Genomic DNA, 23093 nt, shown 5'->3' with positions numbered 1-23093 from the left:
GCTCCTTGCTCAGGGGGTGGGACGCGGCCGACGGCGGGCGGTGGCGGCCAGTGGGCGGGCCGCCCCCCGTTGAAGGCAGGCTCGATGGTCGCACGCGGCCAGGACATCCCGAGCCCCGGCATCCCCCCACGGCCGGCCCCGCGCCGGTCGCACCCCGTCCGCGGAACGCCCGCCCCGCCGCGGGGGCGCCTCCCGGACCCACCCCGCCAGGGAGCCCATGAAGCCGTCGAAGTCCTCACGGTGGATGGTGTGGCCGGCGCCGGCGCCGGCGACCGAACGCACGTCGAAACCAGGGCCCTTGAGGCAAGCCCCGGTCCCGCAGCGCGCTCGTGAAGGCGGCGGGCCGGGACCCGATCGGCAGCGGCGCGCCCGGCGGGAGCCGCTCCTCACGGCCGCGGACGGTGAACAGGACGGCGGCGCCCGCGACGAGCGCGGCGAAGACGAGGTAGCCGCTGCGGTGGACCCCCGGTCAGCGGGCCGAGGGGCGCGCCGAGGCCGACCGCCGCCGAGGCCCCGGCGCGCAGGCCGTCCACTGCGCGTCGGTCTGACGGCGCCGCCGCGGCCCGCCCGGTGGCGCGCGGCCCACCGTTGACAGGCGGTGACCTGCGGACGGAGACTGCGGGCGCGCCCCACCGGGCGTGCCCGGTGGCGTGCCCCGGTGCCGACACCGGCACCGGTGCGCCCGCGCCCGTACGGATCCGCCCAGGAGAGACCCCATGAGCATCCGCACCGTCCGCGACGTCTACGTCGTCGACGCCGTCCGTACCCCGATCGGCAAGTTCGGCGGTGCCCTCGCCGGTGTCCGGCCGGACGACCTGGCCGCGCACGTCGTGCGCGCCCTGGTGGACCGTACGCCCGACCTCGACCCGGCCCGCATCGACGAGGTCGTCTTCGGCGACGCCAACGGCGCGGGCGAGGACAACCGCGACGTGGCCCGCATGGCGGTGCTGCTGGCGGGTCTGCCCGTGACCGTCCCCGGGGTCACGGTCAACCGGCTCTGCGGATCGGGCCTGGAGGCCGTGATCCAGGCGGCCCGCGCCATCGCCGTCGGCGACGCCTCCGTGGCCGTCGCGGGCGGCGTCGAGTCGATGAGCCGCGCGCCCTGGGTGGTCCAGAAGCCCGAGCGGGCCTTCCCCGCCGGGCACCAGCAGATGTGGTCCACCACGCTGGGCTGGCGGATGACCAACCCGCGGATGCCCGCCGAGTGGACCGGTTCCCTCGGCGAGGGCGCCGAACTGATCGCCGACAAGTACGCCGTCACCCGCGAGGCACAGGACGCCTTCGCGCTGGAGAGCCACCGCAAGGCCGCCGCCGCCTGGGCCGCCGGCCTGTACGACGGCGAGGTCGTGCCCTACGGGGGCGTGGACCTGGCGCGGGACGAGTGCATCCGCGAGGGCTCCACCCCCGAGGCGCTGGCCAAGCTCAAGCCCGCCTTCCGGACGGACGGCCGGGGCACGGTCACGGCCGGCAACGCCTCGCCCCTCAACGACGGCGCGGCCGCGCTGCTGCTGACCGACGAGGCGGGTCTGGCGGCCACCGGCCGCGAACCGCTCGCCCGGATCAGCGCCTCCGCCGTCACCGGGATCGAGCCCCAGCTCTTCGGCCTCGGCCCGGTGGACGCCGTGCAGCGCGCCCTCGGCAAGGCCGGGCGCGGCCTCGGCGACCTCTCCGTCCTCGAACTGAACGAAGCCTTCGCGGCGCAGGCGTTGGGCTGCCTGGCCGCCTGGCCCGAGCTCGACCCGGCCGTGGTCAACCCGCGCGGCGGTGCCATCGCGATCGGGCACCCGCTGGGCGCCTCGGGTGCCCGGCTGGCCGGCGCCGTCGCGCACCAGTTGGCCGCGGCGGGCTCGGGTACGGGCATGGCGGCGCTGTGCATCGGCGTCGGGCAGGGCATCGCACTCGTCCTGGAACGCTGACCCCCGGCGCACGGGGGCGTCGATCGTTTCCGGTCAGCGCATGACCCCAACTGCCCAATAACTGAACAGAATTGGCGCCTCCGGTCTGGCACGATGGCGCGTGCTGCCGCCCCCCCCGCCCGGCATCCCGCCCATCCCCACCGGAGGCCCCGCGCCATGCCGCTCCTCGACCCGACGCTCTGGCAGGACGGACCCACACTCACCGGCGGCGCGGCCCCGGTCGTCGAACCCGCGACCGGCCGCACCCTCGCCACCCTCGACCTCGCCGCGCCCGCCGACGTCGCGGAGGCCGCCGTGCGCGCCCGGGCCGCGCAGCGCGACTGGGCCCGTACCACCCACCCCCAGCGGGCGGCCGTACTGCGCCGCGCCGGGGACCTCTTCACCGCCCACGCCGACGAGCTGGGCCAGTGGCTGGTGCGCGAGTCCGGCTCGATACCCGGCAAGGCCGCCTTCGAACTGCACACCGCCGCGCAGGAGTGCTACGAGGCGGCCGCCCTGGCCTCCCGCCCGACCGGGCAGGTGCTGGCGAGCGAGGCGCCCCGGCTGTCCTTCACCCGCCGGGTCCCGGCCGGTGTGGTCGGGGTCGTGGCCCCCTTCAACGCCCCGCTGATCCTCGCGATCCGCTCCGTCGCGCCGGCGCTGGCGCTCGGCAACGCCGTCCTGCTCAAGCCGGACCCGCGCACCGCCGTCTGCGGCGGACTCGCACTCGCCGCGGTCCTCGCCGCCGCCGGACTGCCGGACGGGCTGCTGCACGTCCTGCCCGGCGGCCCCGGGACGGGCGCCGCGGTGGTCGCCGACCCGCGGGTCCGGGTGGTCTCCTTCACCGGATCCACCGCCGTCGGCCGCACCGTCGCCGAACTGGCGGGACGGCACCTCAAGCGCGTGCACCTGGAGCTGGGCGGCAACTCGGCCCTCGTCGTGCTCCGCGACGCCGATGTCGAGGCCGCCGTCGCCCAGGCCACCTGGGGCTCCTTCTTCCACCAGGGCCAGATCTGCATGACGGCGGGCCGCCACCTCGTCCACGCCTCCCTCTACGACGAGTACGTCGAGCGGCTCGCCGCGCGCGCCGAGGAACTGGCCGTGGGCGACCCGTACCGCGAGCAGGTCCACCTGGGCCCGCTGATCGACCGCGCCCAGCTGGACCGCGTACACGCCCTGGTGGAGGCCAGCACCGCGGCGGGGGCCAAGCTCGTCGCCGGCGGCACGTACCGGGACCTCTTCTACCGGCCCACCGTGCTGGCGGGCGCCGCCGACGACACCCCCGCCTACACCGAGGAGGTCTTCGGCCCGGTCGCGCCGGTCCGGTCCTTCGCGACGGAGGACGAAGCGGTGGACCTGGCCTCGGCGGGTCCCTACGGCCTGTCCCTGGGGATCGTCACCCGCGACGCCGGGCGCGGCCTCGACCTGGCGGAGCGGATCCCGACCGGGATCGCGCACGTCAACGACCAGACGGTGGGCGACGAGGCCGTCGCGCCGTTCGGCGGCGTGGGCGCCTCCGGGACCGGTGCCCGCTTCGGCGGCGAGGCGAACCTGGACGCCTTCACCGAACTGCGCTGGACCACGGCGCGCACCGAGCCCGCCGGCCACCCGTTCTGAGCATCGCCCCGCTTCGGTCCTTTCGGTCGGTCCTTTCGGTGCGGAATGCGCGGGACGGGTCGTTCGTTCAACGAGCAGACGGCTCTACGAGGAGGTCTGGAAACCGTGGCTACAGTCGAGCTCACCAAGGAAAACTTCGACCAGACGGTCAGCGAGAACCCGTTCGTGCTGATCGACTTCTGGGCGGGCTGGTGCCGGCCGTGCCTGCAGTTCGCGCCGGTCTACGAACGGGCCTCGGAGGCCCACCCCGACCTGGTCTTCGCCAAGGTCGACACCGAGGCCCAGCAGGAGCTGGCCGGCGCCTTCCAGATCACCTCGATCCCCACCCTGATGATCGTCCGGGACCAGGTGGCGATCTTCTCCCAGCCCGGCGCCCTGCCGGAGGCGGCCCTGACCGACCTCATCGGACAGGCCCGCGCGCTCGACATGGACGAGGTACGCGCCAAGATCGCCGCCTCCCGGCCGGGCACGCAGGAGCCCGGGGGCCAGGGGTCCGCCGCGCCGGAGGCGTGATTGCGTGACGCGACCGACGGTCAGCGGTGAGACTGGGCCGCATGACTGAAGTGGTGGAGTACGACGTCGTGGTGCTCGGCGGGGGACCGGCCGGCGAGAACATCGTCGACCGGACCCGGGCCGCCGGGCTGAGCACGGCCCTCGTGGAGAGCGAACTGGTCGGCGGGGAGTGCTCGTACTGGGCGTGCATCCCCAGCAAGGCGCTGCTGCGCCCGGTACTGGCGCGGGCCGACGCGCGCCGGGTGCCGGGCCTGGCGGGCGCCGTCGACGGCCCGCTGGACACGGAGGCGGTGTACGCGCACCGCGACACGTGGGTCGGCGACTGGAAGGACCAGGGCCAGATCGAATGGCTCGACTCCATCGGCGCCGACGTCCACCGCGGCCACGGCCGCCTCTTCGGGGTGCGCAAGGTGGCCGTCACCAGCCCCGAGGGCGAGCACCACGTGCTGTCGGCCCGGCACGCCGTGGTCGTCGCCACCGGGACCCGGGCCGTGGTCCCCGACCTCCCGGGCATCGCCGACGCCCGCCCCTGGACCAGCCGGGAGGCGACCTCCGCGCGGCAGGCCCCCGCTCGGCTGATCATCGTGGGCGGCTCCGTGGTGGCCTGCGAGATGGCCACCGCCTGGCAGGCCCTGGGATCACAGGTGACCGTCCTGGTGCGCGGTTCCGGGCTGCTGCCCCGGATGGAGCCCTTCGCGGGAGAGCTGGTCGCCGACGCCCTCCGCGAGGCGGGCGCGGTGATCCGGACGGGAGCGGCCGTCGAGTCGGTCGTACGGGACGGCCCGACCGGGCCCGTCAGCGTGGTGCTGGAGGGCGGGGAGGTCATCGAGGGCGATGAACTGCTGATGGCGACGGGCCGGGCGCCGCGGACCGAGGACATCGGGCTGGACACCGTCGGGCTGGCACCCGGAGGCTGGATCGGGGTCGACGAAACCTGCCAGGTTCCCGGCTTCGACTGGCTCTACGCCGTCGGGGACGTCAATCACCGCGCCCTGCTCACCCACCAGGGCAAGTACCAGGCCCGGATCGCGGGCGCGGCCATCGCCGCCCGCGCCGCGGGCACCCCGCTGGACACCGCCGCGTGGGGCGCCCACGCGGCGACCGCCGACACCCGGGCGCTGCCCCAGGCCGTCTTCACCGACCCGGAGGCCGCCGCGGTCGGCCTCAGCCTGGCCGAGGCCGAACGGGCGGGCCACCGGGTGCGCGCCGTCGACTACGACATGGCCAAGGTCTCCGGCGCGGGGCTGTACGCCGACGGCTACCGCGGCCGGGCCCGGATGATCGTCGACCTCGACCGCGAGGTGCTGCTGGGCGCCACCTTCGTGGGCCCCGGCGCCGCCGAACTGGTGCACGCGGCCACCGTCGCCGTCGCCGGGGAGGTCCCGATCGCCCGCCTGTGGCACGCCGTACCGGCCTTCCCGACCGTCAGCGAGATCTGGCTGCGCCTGCTGGAGACCTACCGCGGCTGATGCGGCGGAGCACCCGGCCGCCGTACTCTCGGCCCCTGCTGGTGCGGCCCGGTGTCGTCGCCACGCTCCGGGTGCCGTGGGAGGGACCCACCGGGCCCTCCGAGCACGTGCACCTCGACGAACCACCGGCCGTCGCCTTCCAGGTGCTCGGAGACGACGGCCGGCTGACGGCCCACTACCGGGTGGTCGTGGCCCGCTGGTAGCTGCGGCCGTCACGGGTCCGCGTCAGCAGGCCCGCAGTGATCAGGTGGCGCCGCAGCGCCGAGCAGTCGTCGTGCACGGTGCGCAGCGCCTCGTTCACCTCGGGCTCCGTGTAGGTGCGGCCCGCCGTGAACAGGGTCTCGGTCAGGTGGACGAGCAGCTGCTCCCGTCGGGCTGCCCTGCGCGGGATCGCGACGAGCCGGCCGCCGGAGAAGAGGTCGGAGACGTCCCGGCGGGCCGACGGGGCGGACTGCTGCGGGGGTTCGGTGTGCCGGGGCATGCCGTCGAGCCTCGCGCGGCGCACCGGGTCCGGCAACGCAATTTCCCGCGCGGGCCGAGGCGAACGGGGCCCGTCCGGCGCCGGACGACTCCGGGGCCGGACGGGTCACGCGGTGCTCACGCGGTGGTCGCGCGGTGGTCGCGCGGTGGTGCGGGAGGGTGCGGCTCAGGGGCCGACGGTGATGTTCTGCGCCGGGTCGGTGACGTCGGAGACCTTGTAGACCGCGTTGAACACCGACGCGGTGGCACTCGTCGGGCAGCCGAAGCCGCCGGTGACCTTGACCGGCACGGAGGCGTTCGTGAAGGTCAGGGTCGACGGGCTGCCGTTGGCCCAGGTGCCGGGGACGCTCGCCGGGGTGGTGGGCGCCGCGGTGACCGTACAGGACGCGAGCCCGGTCGTCTTGAGCACCAGCCCGCCGGTCGGAACGGTCATGGTGGCCGTGATCGGCGCGCCGTCCTGCATGGACACCGCCCACGCGCCGCTGGTGGTGACCGTCGGCGTCACCCCCGGCATGCTGGACGTGCAGGAGCTGTACGTCGGCGGTGAGATCGGAGAGGACACCGGCCCGGCCGGGTTGGTGTTGCCGGGGGCGGCCGGGACCGTACCGGTGGAGACGGAGACGGTGCAGGTGACCGTCACCGAACCGGCCTTGAGAGTGGCCTTCCCGCTGAGGACGGCCTTGAAGTCGTGGCCGGCCGGGGTGACGGTGGTCGACCCGGCCACGGGTGCGGGAGCGGCGGAGGCGGTGACCGAGGCGAGCGCGATGGCTCCGGCGGCGGCCGTCCCGAGGGCGAGCGCGGTGCGCGTACGGCTCATGGCTGTGCTCCTTGGGGATCGGAGTGCGGGGTGGGGGGAAGGGGCGCGCTCGGGGCCGGTGCCGCGGCCGTGGCCGCAGCGGTGGCCGGTGCCGTCGCCGGCGCCGGGACCCGTGGTGGGTCGGGCTCCGTCCCGGCTTCCGGTGGGGTGCCGGGTCGCTCGGCGCCGGATCCGTTCCCACCGTCGGCGCGCTGGGCGGCGTACGGCTGCCAGGCGAACATCAGGCCGCCGCCGAGGATGCCGAGGAGGGTGCCGATCAGGAAGCCGCCCAGGTTGGACAGGACCAGCGCGGCGGTGGCGATCAGGGTGGTGAGGACACCCGCGAGAGCGCGCTGGGGCGGCGAGAACCAGGCGGTGAGGCCCAGTACGACCATCACGATGCCCATCAGGACGGACGGGATCCCCGCCACTCCCTGCTGGAGCATGATCTTCAACGGCGCCAGTGGGAGGACGCAGATCCACGCCCCGGCCATGATCGCGAACAGCCCGCCCCAGAAGGGCCGGCTGCGCCGCCACCGACGCCACCGCTGACGGCGGCTCAGAAGCATTCCTTCTTGCCCTTGCTGACGTTCATGCTGAGGCCGGAGAGCTTGAAGGTGCCGGCGTTCGTCGCCCACGCCGTCTGCTGGAGGCCGGAGATGCGTACGGTGTCGGCCTGTTGGGCGAACAGGTCCTGCATGCCCTGCGCGTCGGCCGGCCCCTTGTCGAGGGTGGAGGCGTCGCGCCCGATCTCGATGTTGGTGAAGACGGCGTCACCCGCGAGCTGGGTGGCGTCGACGAACAGGTTGCTCGCCTCCACCGGTGTCTTCCCGCCGGCCGTGAGGTTGAGCGAGATGTCCCCGATCACCGGGAGCGTGGTGACGACGGACTGGCAGAGGTTGTTGAGCCTGGCCTCCCGGATGGCGGTGACGGCCACCGGGATGAGCTCGTCGCGGGCGTTGACGTCGACCCCGCCGTACTGGGCGAAGCCCTCGCCCTCCAGGCTGCTCGCCGACACCTTGAACTGCTGGCCCGACACGGCGAACGAGGCGGCCAGGACGCCCTGGGCGAGGGCGATGCCGAGGCCCGCGGTCACCGCGACGGCGGGGACGGTCAGGACGGCGAACCGGCGCCAGCGGACGCGGCCGGAGTCGCTGTGCTCGTCGGATAAGTGGGGGGAACCGGTCATGGGATCGTCCCTTATTTCGGCTGTGCACCGTTGTTACCGACGAGTTGAATGTAAGAGTGCCAATGGTGGTTGGCAAGGTTGTGCGAGCGCACCCTTTGAGCCGACTCCTACTGCTCCGTACGCAGCAGTTCGGCGACCTCCGCGTCCACCCGCCGGGCCATCGCCCGCGCGAACTCCGTGGCCACGACCTCTCCGGCCACCGGCCGCAGGGCCTTCACCGCCGCGGTGACGTGTTGGAGCTGGGTGGCCGAAAGCAGCTCCAGCCCCTCCGTACCGATCACATGCCGCCGGAACAGTCCGACGAACCGGTCCGCGAGCGCGGCCGCCTGTGCCTGGACGAACTCCCCGGCATCCAGGATCTCCGTCAGCGGCACCCCCTGCCGCACCAGCGCCAGCGTCGCCTCCAGCAGCCGCCGGCTCGGGTACGTCACCAGGTCCCCGTCGACCGTGACGTAGCCCAGCTCCGCCGCGCGCCGGGTGTCCTCCGCGGTGGCCTTCGGGCCGAACAGCTCGCGCAGCGCGGCCCGGGTGAGCGTCACCGGCTCCTCCTGCACCCAGTCGCGGGTCATCTCCCGCTCCAGGCCCAGCAGTTGGGAGAGGCCGCCGCCTTCCTCCCACGCGTTCAGCAGCTCCGCGATGCCGTTGACGGTGTACCCGCGCCCCAGCAGGTCGCTGATCAGGCGCAGCCGGGTCAGGTGGTCGTCGGAGTACCAGGCGATCCGGCCCTCCCGGCGCGGCGGCGGGAGCAGCCCGCGCTCCTGGTAGTAGCGCAGGTTGCGCACCTTGACGCCGGCCGCCCGGGCCACTTCCTCCCGGCGGTAGCGCCCGCCGTTGTCCGCCCCGTCACCGCTTCCGTCCCCCACCTGGCTGCTCACGCGCCAGAGTGTAGGACGTACCGGCAGGTCACATAGGGCGTGCGGGGCGCGGGCGGTCCTCCTTGACCGCGCGCAGGACGACGAACTTCGGCTCGCTGGCGACGACTTCGCTGTTGCCGAAGAGCCGGCGCAGGTGCGTGTGGTAGCCCATGTGCCGGTTGGCGACGACCCACAGCTCGCCCCGGGGCCGCAACGCCTTGCGCGACTGGGCGAACATGCGCAGCGCCGTCGCGTCCGTGGTGGCCTGGTGGGAGTGGAAGGGCGGGTTGCACAGGATCAGGTCGATCGAGCCCGGGTCCAGCATGGCGACGCCGTCGCCCACGAGGAAGTCGGCCCGCTCGCGCTCACGGTGCACGTTGGCGCGGAACGTGGCCTTCGCCGAGGCGACGGCCTGGTACGACTCGTCCGTGAACACGATCTCGGCCCGCGGGTCGGCGACGGCGACGGCGGTCCCGACGATGCCGTTGCCGCAGCCCAGGTCCACGACCCGGGCCCCGTTGGTGTTGGTCGGGATGCTCTGCAGGAAGAAGCGCGTGCCGATGTCCAGCCGGTCGGCGCAGAAGATGCCGGCGTGGTTGACGGCGGTCAGCCCGGCGCCCGAGCCCGCGTCCTGGTCCAGCTTGTACGTCACCGGCCACGGGTCGTCGTCGCCCCGCGTCGCGGTGGCGGCGCCGGGCGTGCAGAAGATCAGCCGGGCCTTCCTCTCCGCGAGGGAGGTCCTGGTCGGGCCGAGGATCTTCTCGAACAGGTTGAGGGTGGAGGTGTGGATCTCCTTGACCATGCCCGTGCCCACGACGACGGTGCCCGCGTGCACGTGCGGCGCCAGCCGGTACAGCTGGTCCTCCAGCAGCGCCAGGCTCTTCGGCACGCGCACGAGGAGTACGTCGATCCGCTCGGGCGGCGGGTCCTGCGTCGTCAGCAGCCGCACCGTGGACTTGGCGGTACCGATCCCGGCCCGGTCCAGGTTCGCCGCGGTACCCGCCCGCGAGAGGTACGAATCGGTGATCTGGGTCGGGCGGAACGCGGCCAGTGCCGTCGTCAGCGCCCCCCAGCGGTCCCCGAGGATGGTGATCTGCCCGGCACCGGCCAGGTCCACCGGTCCGCGTTCCCCCGTACCGGAGTCGAGGTGGCGCAGCAGGTACTCGTCGGCGGCGTCCCAGGCGCGGAGCCGGTCGCGCGGGTCCTCGGGGAAGCGGGTGAGCTCGTAGGAGCCGAAAGGCGTGGTCAGACGGTTCATCGTGCCCCCAGGCTAACCGAGGCGGCCGCCCGGCCCCGCACGCACGGGCCGGACCGCCTGTCGCCCTCCCGCTACTCGGGCGACTCACCGGCCATCGCGGCCGCCATCCGCAGGTGCGGACGGGCCTCGCCCGGCCGGCCCAGACGCTCCAGCGTGCGACCGAGCATGAGCTGGGCGTAGTCCTCCACCGGCCAGCGCTCCAGTACGGCGCGCAGCTCGCGTTCGGCGCGGGAGAGCTGCGCGGAGTGGTAGTAGGCCCGGGCCAGCAGCAGCCGCGGGGCGAGCTGCTCGGGCGCCTCGCCCGCCAGTGGCTCCAGGATCCGGGCGGCCGTCGCGTACTCCCGCGCGTCGAAGAAGAGCTGGGCGCGCGCCCAGCGCTCGGCGGCCGTCCCGTGCTCGAAGTACTCCGTCGGCGCGTTCATCGCGTCCCTTCCGCCGTCCAGGTGGTGCGTCCGCTGCCTCCAACACGGCCGGCCGCCGGAACATTCCACTCAACACGGCCGCTCCGCGGGGCTAGGTTGTGCGCATGAGCAATCTCGATCGCCAGCCCGCTCTCTCCGCCTGCGGCGGCCGCGGTTTCGTCGTGGCCGAGCCGGTGCGCGAGCTCCTCAGCCCGCGCACGGTCAAGCTCGGGGAGTCCACCGAGGTCCGCCGACTCCTGCCGAACCTGGGGCGCCGCATGGTGGGCGCCTGGTGCTTCGTGGACCACTACGGTCCGGATGACATCGCCGACGAGCCCGGCATGCAGGTCGCACCGCACCCGCACTCCGGGCTCCAGACGGTGAGCTGGCTCCACCAGGGCGAGGTGCTGCACCGCGACAGCGTGGGCAGCCTGGAGACGATCCGCCCGCGCGAGCTGGGGCTGATGACCTCCGGCCGCGGGATCAGCCACTCCGAGGAGAGCCCGCGCCCGCACGCGCGCTTCCTGCACGGTGCCCAGCTGTGGGTGGCCCTGCCCGACGCCCACCGGAACGTGGAACCGCACTTCCAGCACCACGCGGACCTGCCGCGCGTGACGGCCCCCGGCCTGACGGCGACGGTCATCCTGGGCACCCTGGACACGGCGACCTCGCCCGGCACGGCGTACACCCCGATCGTGGGCGCGGACCTGACCCTGGCGGCGGGCACGGAGACCCGCCTCCCGCTGGACCCGGACTTCGAGTACGCCGTCCTGTCGATGTCGGGCGAAGCCCACGTCGACGGCGTCCCGGTCCTCCCGGGCTCGATGCTCTACCTCGGCTGCGGCCGCACGGAACTCCCGCTGCGCGCCGCCTCGGACGCGGGCCTGATGCTCCTGGGCGGCGAGCCGTTCGAGGAGGAGATCGTGATGTTCTGGAACTGGATCGGCCGCTCCCACGAGGAGATCGCCCAGTTCCGCGAGGACTGGATGAACGGGACCCGCTACGGCGAGGTCAAGGGCTACGACGGCCCCCCGATTCCCGCCCCGCAGCTCCCCCCGACCCACCTGAAGCCCAGGGGAAGGGCCGGCTCCCGACGCTCCTGACGGCGGATGGGGTCAGGCCGGGCGTTCCGTGGACGAAGGGCGCGGGCGAGTGCGCGGAGGATCTTGTGCACCAGTGAAAACGCCCTTGCTTGTCCAGTCCTCTTCGCGCCGCACCAATGACAGGGCGTGCTCCAGGCCCTGCTCGGAGCCGCCGACGGCCTGGACCAGCACCGTCCGCTTGGGCAGGTTGATGTGTGCGGTGGGGCGTACCGTCAGCCGGGCCATGTCGACGACGCTGACGGCGCGGACGGCCAGCGAGCGGAGGTGCTCGCGGAGCAGGGCGGCGGCGGCCAGCGCCTCCATGGTGGGGACGTCGTCGGCGCACGCGAGGACGACACCGGGATCATGGGAGCCGTCGTCAGTACCGGTCCACTCCCATGTGCCGGCACCGCGCGCCACGTGCGTACGCGGCTCGTCGATCCCGAGCCGGTCGAAGCAGGGCTGCTCGCCGGCGACGACCTCGGGCACCCGCCGGGATCGCCGTCGCTCGGTGGCGTAGCACCCGCGGAGGCCGCCGCCTCGGCACCCGCCGGGAAGCGGTGGGAGTCGAGCGGCCTTGGCCGAGCCAGGATGTTTACGTTAACATCCCTCCGGCGCAGCGGGCATCGGCCACAAACGTGTGGTCGGCCGATGCCCGGCGGGTAGGACGCGCCCCGAACTGTGAGATCAGCTCCGTCGGGCGGATTCGAAACGGTCCGCTCGGACCGCTTCGGCCGGCGAACGCCGGCCCCGCACCGGGAGTCACAGTGAAACGAACCCTCCACAGGACAGCGAGAGCGGGTGCCCTCTTATGCGGCGCCGCCGTGCTCGCCACCGGTCTTCCCTCCGCGTCCGGCACGGCGGCGGCCGCGCAGGTTGGTACCGACCCGCCCAGGGCGGGCACCGCGAACGTCCGTCAGACGCCGGACGACAACGCGGCCCTCCTCGCCGGTGCCCGTGCGGGCCGGTCAGCCGTCGCGAAGGCGTTGGGCCTGGGTGGGCAGGAGGATCTGGTGCCGACGTCGGTCCTCAAGGACGTGGACGGCACTCTGCATACGCGGTACGACCGCACGTTCGCCCAACTGCCGGTGCTCGGAGGCGACCTGGTGGTCCACACTGCGCCGGGCGGGGCCGTCAGAGGTGTTACCAGGGCAACGGGTGCCGCCATTGGTTTGCCTTCCGCCACGGCCGAGGTGACGGCCGACTCCGCGATGTCCTTCGCTCTCGGCCGGGCGAGGACCTACGGTACGCAAACCCTCAAGGTCCAATCTGTTCGCAAGGTCGTGTGGGCGGCTTCCGATAGCCCCGCGCTCGCCTGGGAGACCGTCCTCGGCGGCCTCCAGCACGACGGCACTCCCTCGGAACTGCATGTCGTCAGCGACGCGGTGACGGGCAGGTCGATATTCGAGTACCAAGCCGTCAAGAACGGCATCGGCCATGGTCAGTACGGCGGCCAGGTCTCCCTCGGCACCTCCGGGACCCCCGGGAGCTACCTCCTCAGGGACGACACCCGCGGCGGCAACAGGACCACCGACCTGGGACACGCCTCCGACGATGCGGCACCCGACACCCTGTTCGGCGATGCCGACGACGTCTGGAGCGACGGCAGCCCGCAGGATCGCCAAACGGCAGCAGTGGACGCCCACTACGGTGCTCAGCTGACCTGGGACTACTTCAAGGGCGTCCACGGCCGCAACGGCATCAGGAACGACGGTGTATCCGCCCGCAGCCGGGTCCACTTCGGGAACGCCTACTCCAACGCCTACTGGTGGGACCAATGCTTCTGCATGACCTACGGTGACGGCGCATACAACACCCACCCCCTCACCTCGATCGACGTTGCCGCGCACGAGATGACGCACGGCATCACCTCCTTCACAGCAGGCCTGCGCTACAGCGGGGAGTCCGGAGGGCTCAACGAAGCCACGTCCGACATCTTCGGCGCCGTGGTGGAGTTCTGGGCGGACAACCCCTCCGACCCGGGCGACTACCTCGAGGGCGAGAAGATCGACATCAACGGCGACGGCACCCCGCTGCGCCACATGGACCGGCCCTCCAAGGACGGCGAATCCGCCGACCACTGGTACCCCGGCATCTCCCGGATCGACGTCCACTACTCGTCGGGTCCCGCCAACCACTGGTTCTACCTGGCATCCGAGGGCAGCGGTGCCAAGCTCGTCAACGGCGTCAACTACGACTCACCGACCTACGACGGCAAGCCGGTCAACCCCATCGGCCGCGAAGCGGCCGCGAAGATCTGGTACCGGGCGCTGACCACCTACATGACGTCGACCACCGACTACGCGGGCGCGCGCACCGCCACGCTGGAGGCCGCCGCCGACCTGTACGGGAAGGACGGAGTCGTCTACAACAACGTCGGAAACGCATGGGCCGCCGTGAATGTCGGCCCCCGCATGACCCAGGGAGTCACACTGATCAGCCCGGGCGACCAGGTCTCCACGACCACCGCAGCGGTCGACCTCCAGATCCGGGCCGGCACGGGCCATGAGGGAGCCACGCTGACCTATTCGGCGACCGGTCTGCCCGCCGGACTGACCCTCGACTCCGCGATCGGAGCTGTCACCGGCACACCGACCAAAGACGGCAGCTCGGTCGTCACCTTTACGGCGACGGACTCGACCGGAGCCGTCGACGTCGTCTCGTTCTCCTGGCTCGTCTACACCCCCGGCACGTGCAGCACGACACAGCTGCTCGACAACGCCGGCTTCGAGTCGGGGCCGAAGGCCTGGAAGTCCAACGGCAACTCATCCCTGATCACTTCCGACAACTCCTGGCTGCCCGCGCGCACGGGGTCATGGAAGGCCCTGCTCGGAGGCCACGGGAGTTCGGCCACCGACACACTGACCCAGACGGCCTTCATCCCGTACGGCTGCCGGGCCACCGTCAGCTTCTGGCTCCGGATCGTCACCAGGGAAGAGACCGCGACGGTGCCGTACGACAAGCTGACCGTCCACGCGAACGGAGGGGGTGCTGCGACGTACTCGAATCTTGATGCGAGCGGGGGTTATGTCCGCCGCACCATCGAACTCGATGCGCTGGAAGGACAGTTCGTGGCCCTGACGTTCACCGCCAGGGAGGATCTTGCCGCCCCGACCTATTTTGTGATCGACGATACGGCTCTCGACATTCACCCCTGATCCTGACGAAGCGGCGTGCCCCATACGGGCCTGTGTGCGCCTCCGCCGGAGCGGAGGCGCACACAGGCGTGGAGGTCAGGGGCAGTTGACCATCGCGTCGCCGCTGTCGCGGGTGCAGGAGTCGAACGCCGGCCCGCCGTCGAGGCTGTCGTTGGCGTTGACGCCGTCGACGGCAACGAGGGTGTCGCTGCCCTCGCCCCCGTTGAGGGTGTCGTTCCCGGCCTCGCCGGCCAGGGTGTCGTTGCCGGCGTCACCGTTCAGCGTGTCGTTGCCCTCGTTCCCGTTGAGCGTGTCGTTCCCCGGTCCGCCGCTGATGGTGTCGTTTCCTCCGAGACCGAAGATGGTGTCGTTCCCCGGTCCGCCGTTGATGGTGTCGTTGCCTGGTGTAGCCGCCATGAGGCCGACGCCTCCGTCCGGTTCGTCGCCGACGAGGCGGTCGGCGTGCGGACCGCCGTTGAGCCGGTCCTTTCCGCTGCCCCCGTACAGGGCGGCCGGGGCGTCGAGGTTCGGGGAGATCGAGATGGCGTCGTCGCCGTCCTGCCCGCGTGCTTGCACGTCGGTCGGGAGAGGGCACGCCACGAGCCCCTGGGCGCGAGGGGCACAGGGGGCCGAGGCCCGTACCTCGGCAGCGGTGTCCGAGACGAGGACGATGTCGCCCTGGCGGCGAATGGTGATGTCGTTGTCCACCCCCTGACCCGCGGTGACGAGCAGGGTGCCGGCCGACATCTCGACCACGGTGGCGCTCGCTCGGTCGCCGGACGCGGAGGGGCGGGGAGCCGCCGAGGCGGCGGTACCGGCCGACGCGGCGCACAGGAGTGCTGCCGCGGTGAACGACGCGCATATGTGTCGCACTGTCATGGTGATGTGTCTCCCTCGTCGTCGGTAGGCGTTCCTCGGGGGCACGTGCATCGTGGGCGGTCGCCCCTGCTCCCGTCGGTCCGTCACGGGCATTCGGTGACGCTGTCGCCGAGGTCGGCGCGGCAGACGTCGTTCTGGTCGCCCCCACGTACGTAGTCGTTGCCGCCGACCTCGTCGACGGCGTCGAGGTCGTCCCGGCCCGCGCCGCCGTCGACGAAGTCGTTGCCGCTTCCCGCGATGACGTGGTCGTTGCCGTTGCCTCCGCTCACCACGTCGTTTCCTGCACCCGCATTGACGAGGTCGGAGCCGCCCCGGCCCTCTATCGAGTCATTGCCGGGGCCGCCGAAGAGCCGGTCGGGGCCGCTGGAACCAATGAGTGTGTCGTTGCCCCCTCCTCCGGAGAGGAAGTCGGCACCCTCGTCGCCCTCCAGGGTGTCGTTGGCGCTGCCGCCGTGGAGGCTGTCGTCCCCTGAGCCGCCGACCAAGGTGACTCCCAGGCTCTCCAGGAACGACGTCACGTCGTCCGCCTGGTCACCGGCGTGGACGACGAGCTCGGTGAGGGTCCCGGCCCCCGGGCACACGGCCTCGTGGGCGTTGACTGCCGTGCACCCGCCGAGTGCGGTCACGGTGTCGCCGGTGTCCCTCACCCGGATGGTGTCTCCGGCCTGCCACAAGGAGACGGTGTTGCTCAGCCCCACGGCGGCGGTGACCGTGATGGACGTGCCGGTCCTGCTCACCAGCGTGCCGTCGGCCGACGTGGCTGGCGTCGGCATGGCGGGAGTCGCGGCGGCGGGGCCGGAGAGGGTCAGTGTGAGGCCGAGTACGGCCGTTGCACATGCGAGGGTGCGGGATAACGCCTTGTCCATGATCTTCCTCCTGGAGAGTGCCGAGCACACGGAGCGGGCAGCACGCTCGCGGGGCCCAGGGGCCAACTGCGTAAACACGTCACCACCCAAAGCAGTCACATTCCAACGGATGTAAACAGAATCCAACGTTGGAACGGGATGAGACTGGGGTGCCGAGCAGTCGGTGTCAAGCGGGCGGCGATCCGTCTCTCCGGCGCACGCACTGCTGACCTGGGTGGATCGGGCGTGGGCGGGCTCGTGCAGAATGCGCTTCGGCCAAATGTCGGCCGGATCGTGTGGGCGTCAGCCCTGGGCGGCGCCGCTTGCCTGGCGTGCGGCCCTGCGTCGGCGTTGCAGCCACCACGCCGCCGACAGGAGCGCCAGGCACACCGCGAAGAGCCACGGGATCTGCAGGATGTCATCGGTGCCGGACCCGCGGGCGTCGTCCGCGCTGGCCGTGACCGTGACGCGCCCCCAGCCGGCGAGGGGCGCACCGCCCCAGGTCTCGGTGAGGCGGACCTTCTGCCCCGGGAGCAGCTCGGCCGGTGCGTTCGCGAGCAGCCGTTCTCCGGCCCCTCCCAGAACCACGCCGCTGATGCCGAGTGATACCCGGGGAGCGAGTTTCACGTTTCCGGTGTTGTGCAGGGTGTAGGCGATGGTCGACTCGCGGGAGCCGGTCCACGGTACCTGCGGGTTCCGCGCTGTGAACCGTACGTCCTCGACGGTCAGGCCGGCCTGCCGCGGTCCTTCGACCCGCAGATAGATCCTGGCGCCGACCCCGCGTTGTACGCCCAGATGGGAGCCGTCGGCAGGCTGGACGCGGGTGTCGACCGCGACGAGGGCGCCCACGTGGTCGCCGGGAGAGGCGTCGCGAGGAATGGTGAGGGAGATACCGACCGTCACCGCCGAGCGGGCCGGAACCGTAAGGGTTTCCTGCTCCGGCTTTCCCCAGGCTCCCACGTCCCGCTGGGTTTCCTCGATGCCGCGTACGGCCAGGCCGCCGTCCCGTTCGGTGTTGTGGGCGTCGGCGACGTAGAGACGGAAGGTCAGCGGTGCGGCGGTGGTGTTGGTGACGACCGCGCGGTCGGTGAGCGTCGTGCCGGGCTGCGCCGGCAGTTCGAAGGCCGCGCGTGGCGTGATCGCGGAGTCCGCGGGGCGGACCGACCATTCGCCGTTGTCCGCTGCCCCGGCCGGCGAAGGGGAAAGAGTCGTCAGGACGAGGAGGAGCAGGGCAACGAATGCGGTGCGCATGGCTGGTCAGCTTTCCGGGCGCCGCGTGCCGGACACATGGTGTCCGGCACGCGGGCGCTGTCAGAGGAGGGTGAGGGTGAGTACGCCGGCGTAGCTGCCGACGGGGGTGTACTTCGGGATGTCGAGGGACACGGTGGCGTCGGCGGCGAACTCGCCGCCCGTCAGATCACCGGCGGCGGCGGAGGCCAGGGTTGCGCCGTCCTTTCCGACGACGCCGGGGCTGCCCGCCGCACACGTGCTGGGACTGTCGCTCTGGGTGGAGCACGCAGGGCTCCAGGTGAGCCGGTTCGCGTCGATCTTCCCGCGGGGCCCGGCGAAGTCGGTGACCTTGCCGGTGAGTGACCATCCGGCCGTGCCGCCGCGGAAGTCCTTCACGGCGACGGTACCCAGCTGCCCTGCCGCGGTTCCGCCGGTACCGAAGTCGACCGGAGGGAGCCGGACGGGGTCCGCCGTAGTGGCCATGGTCAGAACGCCCGCACCGACCGTCGCGGTGAGCTGCCGCTCGGCCGAACCGGGGGCCGGAGGGTCGGTCGGGTCGGTGGGGTCGACAGGGCCGGCGGCGGAGACCTTCCAGGCCTGACCGGGCGAGTCGCCGCATGCGGACTGGACGATCCCGGCGCCGGCCGCAGTGGATCCGCCGCGGGCGGCGAGGCACTTGCTGCTGTGCTTGGCGACGATGCGTACGTAGCCGTTGGCGAGCGACTCGAAGCGCCAGCGCTGGTTGTCCCCCCAGCCGCAGTCGTACTGCTTGACCTCGGCGCCGTCAGCCGTCGAATTGTCCGCCACGTCCAGGCACTTGCCGCTGTGCTGGGCGAGGATGCGCACGTACCCGTTGCTGTTGTCGGTGAACCGCCACTGGCTGTTCAGGGCATCAGCCGCGCAGGTCTCCTGAGTCACCGGGACCTGGTTGTCGGAGGAACTGCCCGGCACGGTCACGCAGGCGCTGCTCCCCTTGCCCGTGATCGTTTGGGGGTCGCCGCCGGAGCCGGCAATCCGGCCCGTCGCGGTGTCGATGGAGACCTGGGGATACCAGGGAAGGGTCATGGTCGTGGGCGTGGGGAATGCCAGCGGCAGCCATACGTACGTGGAGTCGTTGACGTGCTTGGGGTCCGACCAGACGCCTGCCCACCGGTCTCCCATGTAGAGGAAGGAGGTGGTGTCACTGCCTTCCACGGGCAGCACGAACGTCGTCTGGGAGTGGTGGCCGTTGTGGCTGCCGACGTCCTTCATGGGTGACCAGGGCCCCGCCAGGCTGGTGGCGGTGGCGTACTTCTGCTGGTTCGGGTCCCAGTAGCTGGTCCCGGAGGTGAGCATGAAGTAGACGTCGCCCCGCTTGAACAGGGCCGGTGATTCCCGGTGCTGGCCCGGCCAGGGGTTCGCCACGAGGTTCTTCACCTGGGTGTAGTCGTCGCTGAGTTCATAAATGTGCAGGTCCGCGTTGTTGTTGGCCGCGGAGATCATGTAGGCCTTGCCCGACGCCTTGTCCTCGTACACGGTGATGTCGCGGGACATGTGTTCCGTGCCGGAGGCGTCCTTCGGACGGAAGGAACCCTTCCAGGTGTAGGGGCCGTCCACGGTGGAGGAGACCGCCACGGCGGCCCGGGCCTCGGCGTAGGAGTCGTCGGCCTCCTTGTGCATCCACATGACGAACTGTTTGGTCTTCTCGTTGTAGAGGACCTTGGGTCGTTCGATCACGGCGGAGCGGATCTCGGGGTCGGCCTCCTGCGTCAGAGCGTGGCCGCGGGGTTCCCAGTTCTTCAGGTCTTTGGAGCGGTACGTCGATACGTAGCGGAACTTGTTGTCGTCGCCGCGATTCTCCCCGAACCAGTAGTAGTAGTCGTCGACCTTGATCACGCCGCCGCCGTGGGCCTGCACCCCTTGCCCCCCGGTGTCGGGGAACTGGGTGCCGGGCTCGGTGGTGACGGGCGCCGCCAGCGCCGTCGGCGCTCCTCCCAGGACGGGGAGGAGCAGGCTCAGGCCGACGAGGGCGGATCTCATTCTTCGCATGCAGATCCTTGATGTCACCGCGCGCGCCAGTCCCCGTGCACAGGGGAGTCCCGCTCCCCATGCGCACAGGAACCAACATTTCTGCGCGTGAACCAACAATTTAGAGCAGAGGCTGGTGCACGCGCCCCCCTATGTCAACGGTTCGTAAACGAATTCGACATTCCGTGCATCGTTGACGACCGCAGCGTCACCTTCACAGGCATCCCGTAGGGGTCAGATCGCGGTCGCCAGTGGGACCGAGACCTGCTTCAGCCACGAACCGGCCGCGAAATCCCGTGCTTTGATGACCACTCGGTCGCGGTGCACCTCCACTTGCAGGCCCTGGTTGAAGACGCCGGGCACTGTGCTCTCGCCTCCCTGCCCGTTGTCGGCGAAGCCGGTCTGCACGGCCCCCGTGTTGATCACGGAAAAGCCGTCCAGGTTCGCCGTGCCTGGTACGACGCGCCGCACGTACCAGTCGGACAGGGTCAGGTCCCAGTGCGTGTGACCACTGAAGAGGAACACGTCGCGGTAACGCCCCAACAGCCCGAGGAGCGCGTCCGCCTGGAGGTAGTCACTCAGGTAGAGCCTGTTCCGCGTGCCGGAGACCGTGTTCGGCAGCGGATGGTGAGTGATCACCATGACCGGCTTGCGGCGCGCGGACCAGTGGCGCAGGCGCTGCTCCAGCCACCGCAACTGCGTTTCGCTCAACCACACTTCGTCCCAGAGCTCGGAGTCGTGGTAGTGCATGTACCGTTCGGTGCCGATGGTGAGGACGGGTATGCCGCCGAAGGTGGTCTCGGCGTAGACCGTGCCTCGCCCGGCGAACCGGTGGAAGCTGCGGAACAGGGAGTCCTCCGTGGCGCCATTGGGCCAGGTGGCCAGGGAGAGGGTCTGCGGGTCGGCGTACTTGGGGACGTAGAACTCGTGGTTCCCGATGGCCCACGCGACTTCACGCGGACGCGGGCCGCGCTCCAGCACCTGCCGGACCGCCGCGTACTCGAAGTCGTAGCCGCGCGGAGTGATGTCACCGGCGACCGCGAGCCCCGCGCCGTGCGGGGCGGTGGCCCGGATGTCCCGGAGGGCGACGGCGAAGTCGTGCAGGTCGCCCTGGATGTCGCTGATGACGTTGAACGTGCACAGCGGTGCGGTGGGGGAGTGGCCGGAGGGCTGCGCCGAAGCCGGCGACGAGGTCACGGTGCCGAGGGCTACGGCGCCGGCTGCCGCGGTGAACAGAGACCTGCGTTTCACGTGGGTTGTCCTTCCGGTGGGTGTGGCCGCTCGGGGGCGGCGGAACACCGCATGTTTACGCAACCAAGGCGGCCGACGCGTTAATGCCGGGCAACGCCTCCCTCCGGCCGGGCACGCTGGTGGCGGGAGCGGGGCCCGCTGCCGGAGCGAGCGTCTCGGCCATCGGCGCTATCTGCTCGACGGGTCCCCGAGGAAGGTCCAGGACTGGTTCCGCCCGGTGTTGGGCCGGTAGGCACCGACCGGGGCGCCGGTCGCGGTGGAGGCGCCGGTCACGTCGAGGAGAGTGCCGGTCGCGCTGTTGACCAAGGTGTGGTGCCCGTCTCCGGAGGTGGACAGCATCCACTGCTGCTGCGCTGACGGCCCCGGGGGGCTCAGGGTCAGTACGCCGTCGACGACGGCCAGGGCCTGCCCACTGCCCGCGTTCGTCACGTGGTAGGAGGCCGTGCTGCTCCAGTCGCCGGGCACCGACCTGGTGAGGGTCCACTGCTGTGCGGGCTCGAACTGGTCCGGGCGGTTCTGGACGAGCGCACTGCCGGCTCCCGGCGGGGCGGCGGTAAGGGCGAGACCGCTGTGATCGTTGACGAGGAGCCGGGGACCGGCGGTGGGTGCCGCTCCGTCGGGGTCGACGCCGGAGGCACCCGGTATGACGAGGGTGGTGACCGAGCGGGGGGCGAGGGTCACGGTCAGGTGCTTGCCGGCCATGGAGACATCGGCTTCCCTGCGGACGTTGCGGGTCGCGTCCGTGATGTAGCGCTGCACCGGTACGGAAGAGACATCGCGGAAGCCGGTGAGGTCCAGTGCGATCGTCCGGGCGGAACCGGTGGGGTTGGTGTGGACCACGACCACCCCCTGCCCCCCGGGGCGCAACGCGGCCAGGGTGTGGCTGCTGTCCGTGCCGATGATGCGGGCGCCGGGCCGTATGAACCGGCTGTACTGGGCCATCGCCCAGTACTTCTTGTTCTTGCGCAGTGGCTCCTTGGCGGCGTTGGCCGGCGTGAAGTCGGTTTGTATGAGACCCCAGTTGGAGTTCTCGTGGGCCGGGGTCATGTTCTCGTAGTCCTCCACGGCCTGCCACAGCACCCAGGCCCGCGGTTCGAGGCGGGTCAGGTCGTCGGTGATGCGCTCGGCGAGGTCGAGGGCCGGGCTCATGTCGGTGAAGCTCTGCGGGACCCTGCCGCCGAGGTCCACCTCCGACATCCACAGCGGTGTGTGCGAGCCCTTGGCTATGTCCCGTGCCCCGCTGCGCCCGCTCGTGCCGTAGGTGTGGGTGTTGAGCCGTCCGATGGCGGACCGGACCGTGCTGCCGTAGCCGTCCCAGTTGGCACGGAACGTGTCCGGGTCGGTCTCGTCCATCGCCGCGATGGCGGTGCGCAGACCGCTGCGGTCCAGCTCGGCGCGCAGTGCCCTGATCACGCGGGCCTGGGATTCGGGGGCCCAGTGCGAGCCTTCCTGGAGTCCGCCTGCCCGCCAGTAGGCGGTGCCCGGCTCGTTGACGGGCGAGACGGACGCGAAGGTGACGCCCGTGGCGTCCTGCACGCGCTGCACGGTTCCGGCCAGGTAGGCGGCGAAGCGCTCGTACTGGTCGGGGCGGAGATTGTCCTGCCAGGGGTCGACCGCACCCGAGACGAGCCCGCTGCGGGTCATGAAGTACGGCGGGGAGTTCGAGAACGCCTCGAAGGTGTCGGCCCCCCGGGTCTTGGCCGCCTTGAGCCACCAGCGCTGGTTGCCGTCGGCGTACGGGTCCCAGTGATCGGGGTTGTCGGGGTCCCAGCCGTCGGGCGCGTCGGGGCCGGGCTGTTTCCAGTGGCCGGGTACGGCCGCGCCGGCGCGCATGTAGGGCTCGGTGGTCGGACTGTCTCCACCGCCGATGTTGTAGCGGGCGATGGTGAGGCCGAGTCCGTCGGCGCCGAAGAGGGCGTCGGCGAGCCGGTTGCGCTGGGCGTCGGGCCAGCCGCCCGTGACGTTGGCGAACCAGGCGAGTGCGGTGCCCCATCCCTCGAACGGAGCGTGCTGGTAACCGGGATCGAGCCGGACGGGGTCCGGGGCGGCCCGGACGGGGCCGGCTGAGGCCGACGGTGAGGCCGCACCACCGACCAGGAGCGCGGCGACGGCGGCCAGCGAGAGCGCTGGGGCGGTGCGCGCGCGGCGGCGGGCCGAGCCCCGGCGCCTGGTTCTGGGTTCGAGCACAGC

The 23093-nt window shown here is 71.8% G+C and carries 20 protein-coding genes and 1 pseudogene; 7 read left to right on the top strand and 14 right to left on the bottom strand.

Annotated elements, in window-relative coordinates; all coding sequences use genetic code 11:
- Window positions 1-716 precede the first annotated feature (716 nt).
- The 5 genes from AC2RP6_RS06730 (at window position 717) to AC2RP6_RS06710 (ending at window position 5697) form a co-directional block, all read left to right on the top strand.
- Entirely contained in the window at window positions 717-1916 is a 1200-nt protein-coding gene (locus AC2RP6_RS06730) for a thiolase family protein (protein WP_486445348.1), read from the top strand.
- A gap of 156 nt (window positions 1917-2072) precedes the next feature.
- Window positions 2073-3512, top strand: coding sequence for an aldehyde dehydrogenase family protein (locus AC2RP6_RS06725; protein ID WP_486445347.1), 1440 nt, complete (start codon window positions 2073-2075; stop codon window positions 3510-3512).
- Between the two features lie 105 nt (window positions 3513-3617).
- Complete coding sequence (locus AC2RP6_RS06720) at window positions 3618-4025, top strand: thioredoxin family protein (protein WP_486445346.1); 408 nt, start codon at window positions 3618-3620, stop codon at window positions 4023-4025.
- Between the two features lie 41 nt (window positions 4026-4066).
- Window positions 4067-5494 carry a dihydrolipoyl dehydrogenase family protein gene (locus tag AC2RP6_RS06715; RefSeq protein ID WP_486445345.1) on the top strand — a complete coding sequence of 476 codons (1428 nt, stop codon included), beginning with the start codon at window positions 4067-4069 and terminating at the stop codon, window positions 5492-5494.
- A complete protein-coding gene (locus AC2RP6_RS06710) occupies window positions 5494-5697 on the top strand; it encodes a hypothetical protein (protein WP_486445344.1) in 204 nt (67 codons plus the stop codon). Before AC2RP6_RS06715 ends, AC2RP6_RS06710 begins: the two co-directional genes overlap by 1 nt.
- Here the strand turns inward: AC2RP6_RS06710 and AC2RP6_RS06705 are convergent.
- From AC2RP6_RS06705 to AC2RP6_RS06675, 7 genes are all read right to left on the bottom strand, one after another.
- Window positions 5670-5975: a DUF2087 domain-containing protein gene (locus AC2RP6_RS06705; protein ID WP_486445343.1), complete on the bottom strand. Its 306-nt coding sequence runs from the start codon at window positions 5973-5975 to the stop codon at window positions 5670-5672. The two genes, AC2RP6_RS06710 and AC2RP6_RS06705, sit on opposite strands and share 28 nt — an antisense overlap.
- Before the next feature lie 165 nt (window positions 5976-6140).
- Entirely contained in the window at window positions 6141-6791 is a 651-nt protein-coding gene (locus AC2RP6_RS06700) for a hypothetical protein (protein ID WP_486445342.1), read from the bottom strand.
- The gene (locus AC2RP6_RS06695; protein ID WP_486445341.1) at window positions 6788-7339 is read right to left on the bottom strand and encodes a DUF6114 domain-containing protein; all 552 of its coding nucleotides are present in this window, start codon (window positions 7337-7339) and stop codon (window positions 6788-6790) included. The genes AC2RP6_RS06700 and AC2RP6_RS06695 overlap by 4 nt, the downstream gene beginning before the upstream one ends.
- Complete coding sequence (locus AC2RP6_RS06690) at window positions 7330-7959, bottom strand: DUF6230 family protein (RefSeq protein WP_486445340.1); 630 nt, start codon at window positions 7957-7959, stop codon at window positions 7330-7332. Before AC2RP6_RS06690 ends, AC2RP6_RS06695 begins: the two co-directional genes overlap by 10 nt.
- A 107-nt stretch (window positions 7960-8066) precedes the next feature.
- Complete coding sequence (locus tag AC2RP6_RS06685) at window positions 8067-8834, bottom strand: MerR family transcriptional regulator (protein WP_486445339.1); 768 nt, start codon at window positions 8832-8834, stop codon at window positions 8067-8069.
- Between the two features lie 28 nt (window positions 8835-8862).
- On the bottom strand, window positions 8863-10071 hold the full coding sequence (locus tag AC2RP6_RS06680) for a methyltransferase (RefSeq protein WP_486445338.1): 1209 nt from the start codon (window positions 10069-10071) through the stop codon (window positions 8863-8865).
- 71 nt (window positions 10072-10142) lie between these two features.
- Window positions 10143-10493 carry a tetratricopeptide repeat protein gene (locus tag AC2RP6_RS06675; RefSeq protein WP_486445337.1) on the bottom strand — a complete coding sequence of 117 codons (351 nt, stop codon included), beginning with the start codon at window positions 10491-10493 and terminating at the stop codon, window positions 10143-10145.
- Window positions 10494-10597: 104 nt separating this feature from the next.
- On the opposite strand from AC2RP6_RS06675, the gene AC2RP6_RS06670 reads away from it, so the two are divergent.
- Window positions 10598-11575 (top strand): pirin family protein, encoded by a 978-nt coding sequence (locus AC2RP6_RS06670; protein ID WP_486445336.1) that lies wholly within the window; start codon window positions 10598-10600, stop codon window positions 11573-11575.
- A gap of 12 nt (window positions 11576-11587) precedes the next feature.
- On the opposite strand, the gene AC2RP6_RS06665 is transcribed toward AC2RP6_RS06670, so the two are convergent.
- Window positions 11588-12043 (bottom strand): phosphoketolase family protein, encoded by a 456-nt coding sequence (locus AC2RP6_RS06665; RefSeq protein ID WP_486445335.1) that lies wholly within the window; start codon window positions 12041-12043, stop codon window positions 11588-11590.
- A gap of 278 nt (window positions 12044-12321) precedes the next feature.
- Here AC2RP6_RS06665 and AC2RP6_RS06660 point away from each other — a divergent pair, with 278 nt between their 5' ends.
- Window positions 12322-14712, top strand: coding sequence for a M4 family metallopeptidase (locus tag AC2RP6_RS06660; RefSeq protein WP_486445334.1), 2391 nt, complete (start codon window positions 12322-12324; stop codon window positions 14710-14712).
- A 75-nt stretch (window positions 14713-14787) separates the two neighbouring features.
- Here the strand turns inward: AC2RP6_RS06660 and AC2RP6_RS06655 are convergent, their stop codons facing one another.
- From AC2RP6_RS06655 to AC2RP6_RS06630, 6 genes and pseudogenes are all read right to left on the bottom strand, one after another.
- Window positions 14788-15570 (bottom strand): calcium-binding protein, encoded by a 783-nt coding sequence (locus AC2RP6_RS06655; RefSeq protein ID WP_486445333.1) that lies wholly within the window; start codon window positions 15568-15570, stop codon window positions 14788-14790.
- An 83-nt stretch (window positions 15571-15653) separates the two neighbouring features.
- Window positions 15654-16436 carry a calcium-binding protein gene (locus tag AC2RP6_RS06650; protein WP_486445332.1) on the bottom strand — a complete coding sequence of 261 codons (783 nt, stop codon included), beginning with the start codon at window positions 16434-16436 and terminating at the stop codon, window positions 15654-15656.
- A gap of 282 nt (window positions 16437-16718) precedes the next feature.
- Window positions 16719-17666, bottom strand: coding sequence for a DUF916 domain-containing protein (locus tag AC2RP6_RS06645; RefSeq protein ID WP_486445331.1), 948 nt, complete (start codon window positions 17664-17666; stop codon window positions 16719-16721).
- 558 nt (window positions 17667-18224) lie between these two features.
- Window positions 18225-19673: pseudogene (locus AC2RP6_RS06640) on the bottom strand (RICIN domain-containing protein); the annotation flags it as partial.
- A 213-nt stretch (window positions 19674-19886) separates the two neighbouring features.
- The gene (locus AC2RP6_RS06635; protein ID WP_486445330.1) at window positions 19887-20903 is read right to left on the bottom strand and encodes a metallophosphoesterase family protein; all 1017 of its coding nucleotides are present in this window, start codon (window positions 20901-20903) and stop codon (window positions 19887-19889) included.
- A 168-nt stretch (window positions 20904-21071) separates the two neighbouring features.
- Window positions 21072-23090 (bottom strand): glycoside hydrolase, encoded by a 2019-nt coding sequence (locus AC2RP6_RS06630; protein ID WP_486445329.1) that lies wholly within the window; start codon window positions 23088-23090, stop codon window positions 21072-21074.
- Between the last annotated feature and the right edge of the window lie 3 nt (window positions 23091-23093).

This window comes from Streptomyces sp. WAC03905 (genome assembly GCF_057371075.1).
The sequence above is the reverse complement of the archived record's forward strand: the minus strand, read 5'-3'. Positions and strand labels throughout refer to the sequence as shown.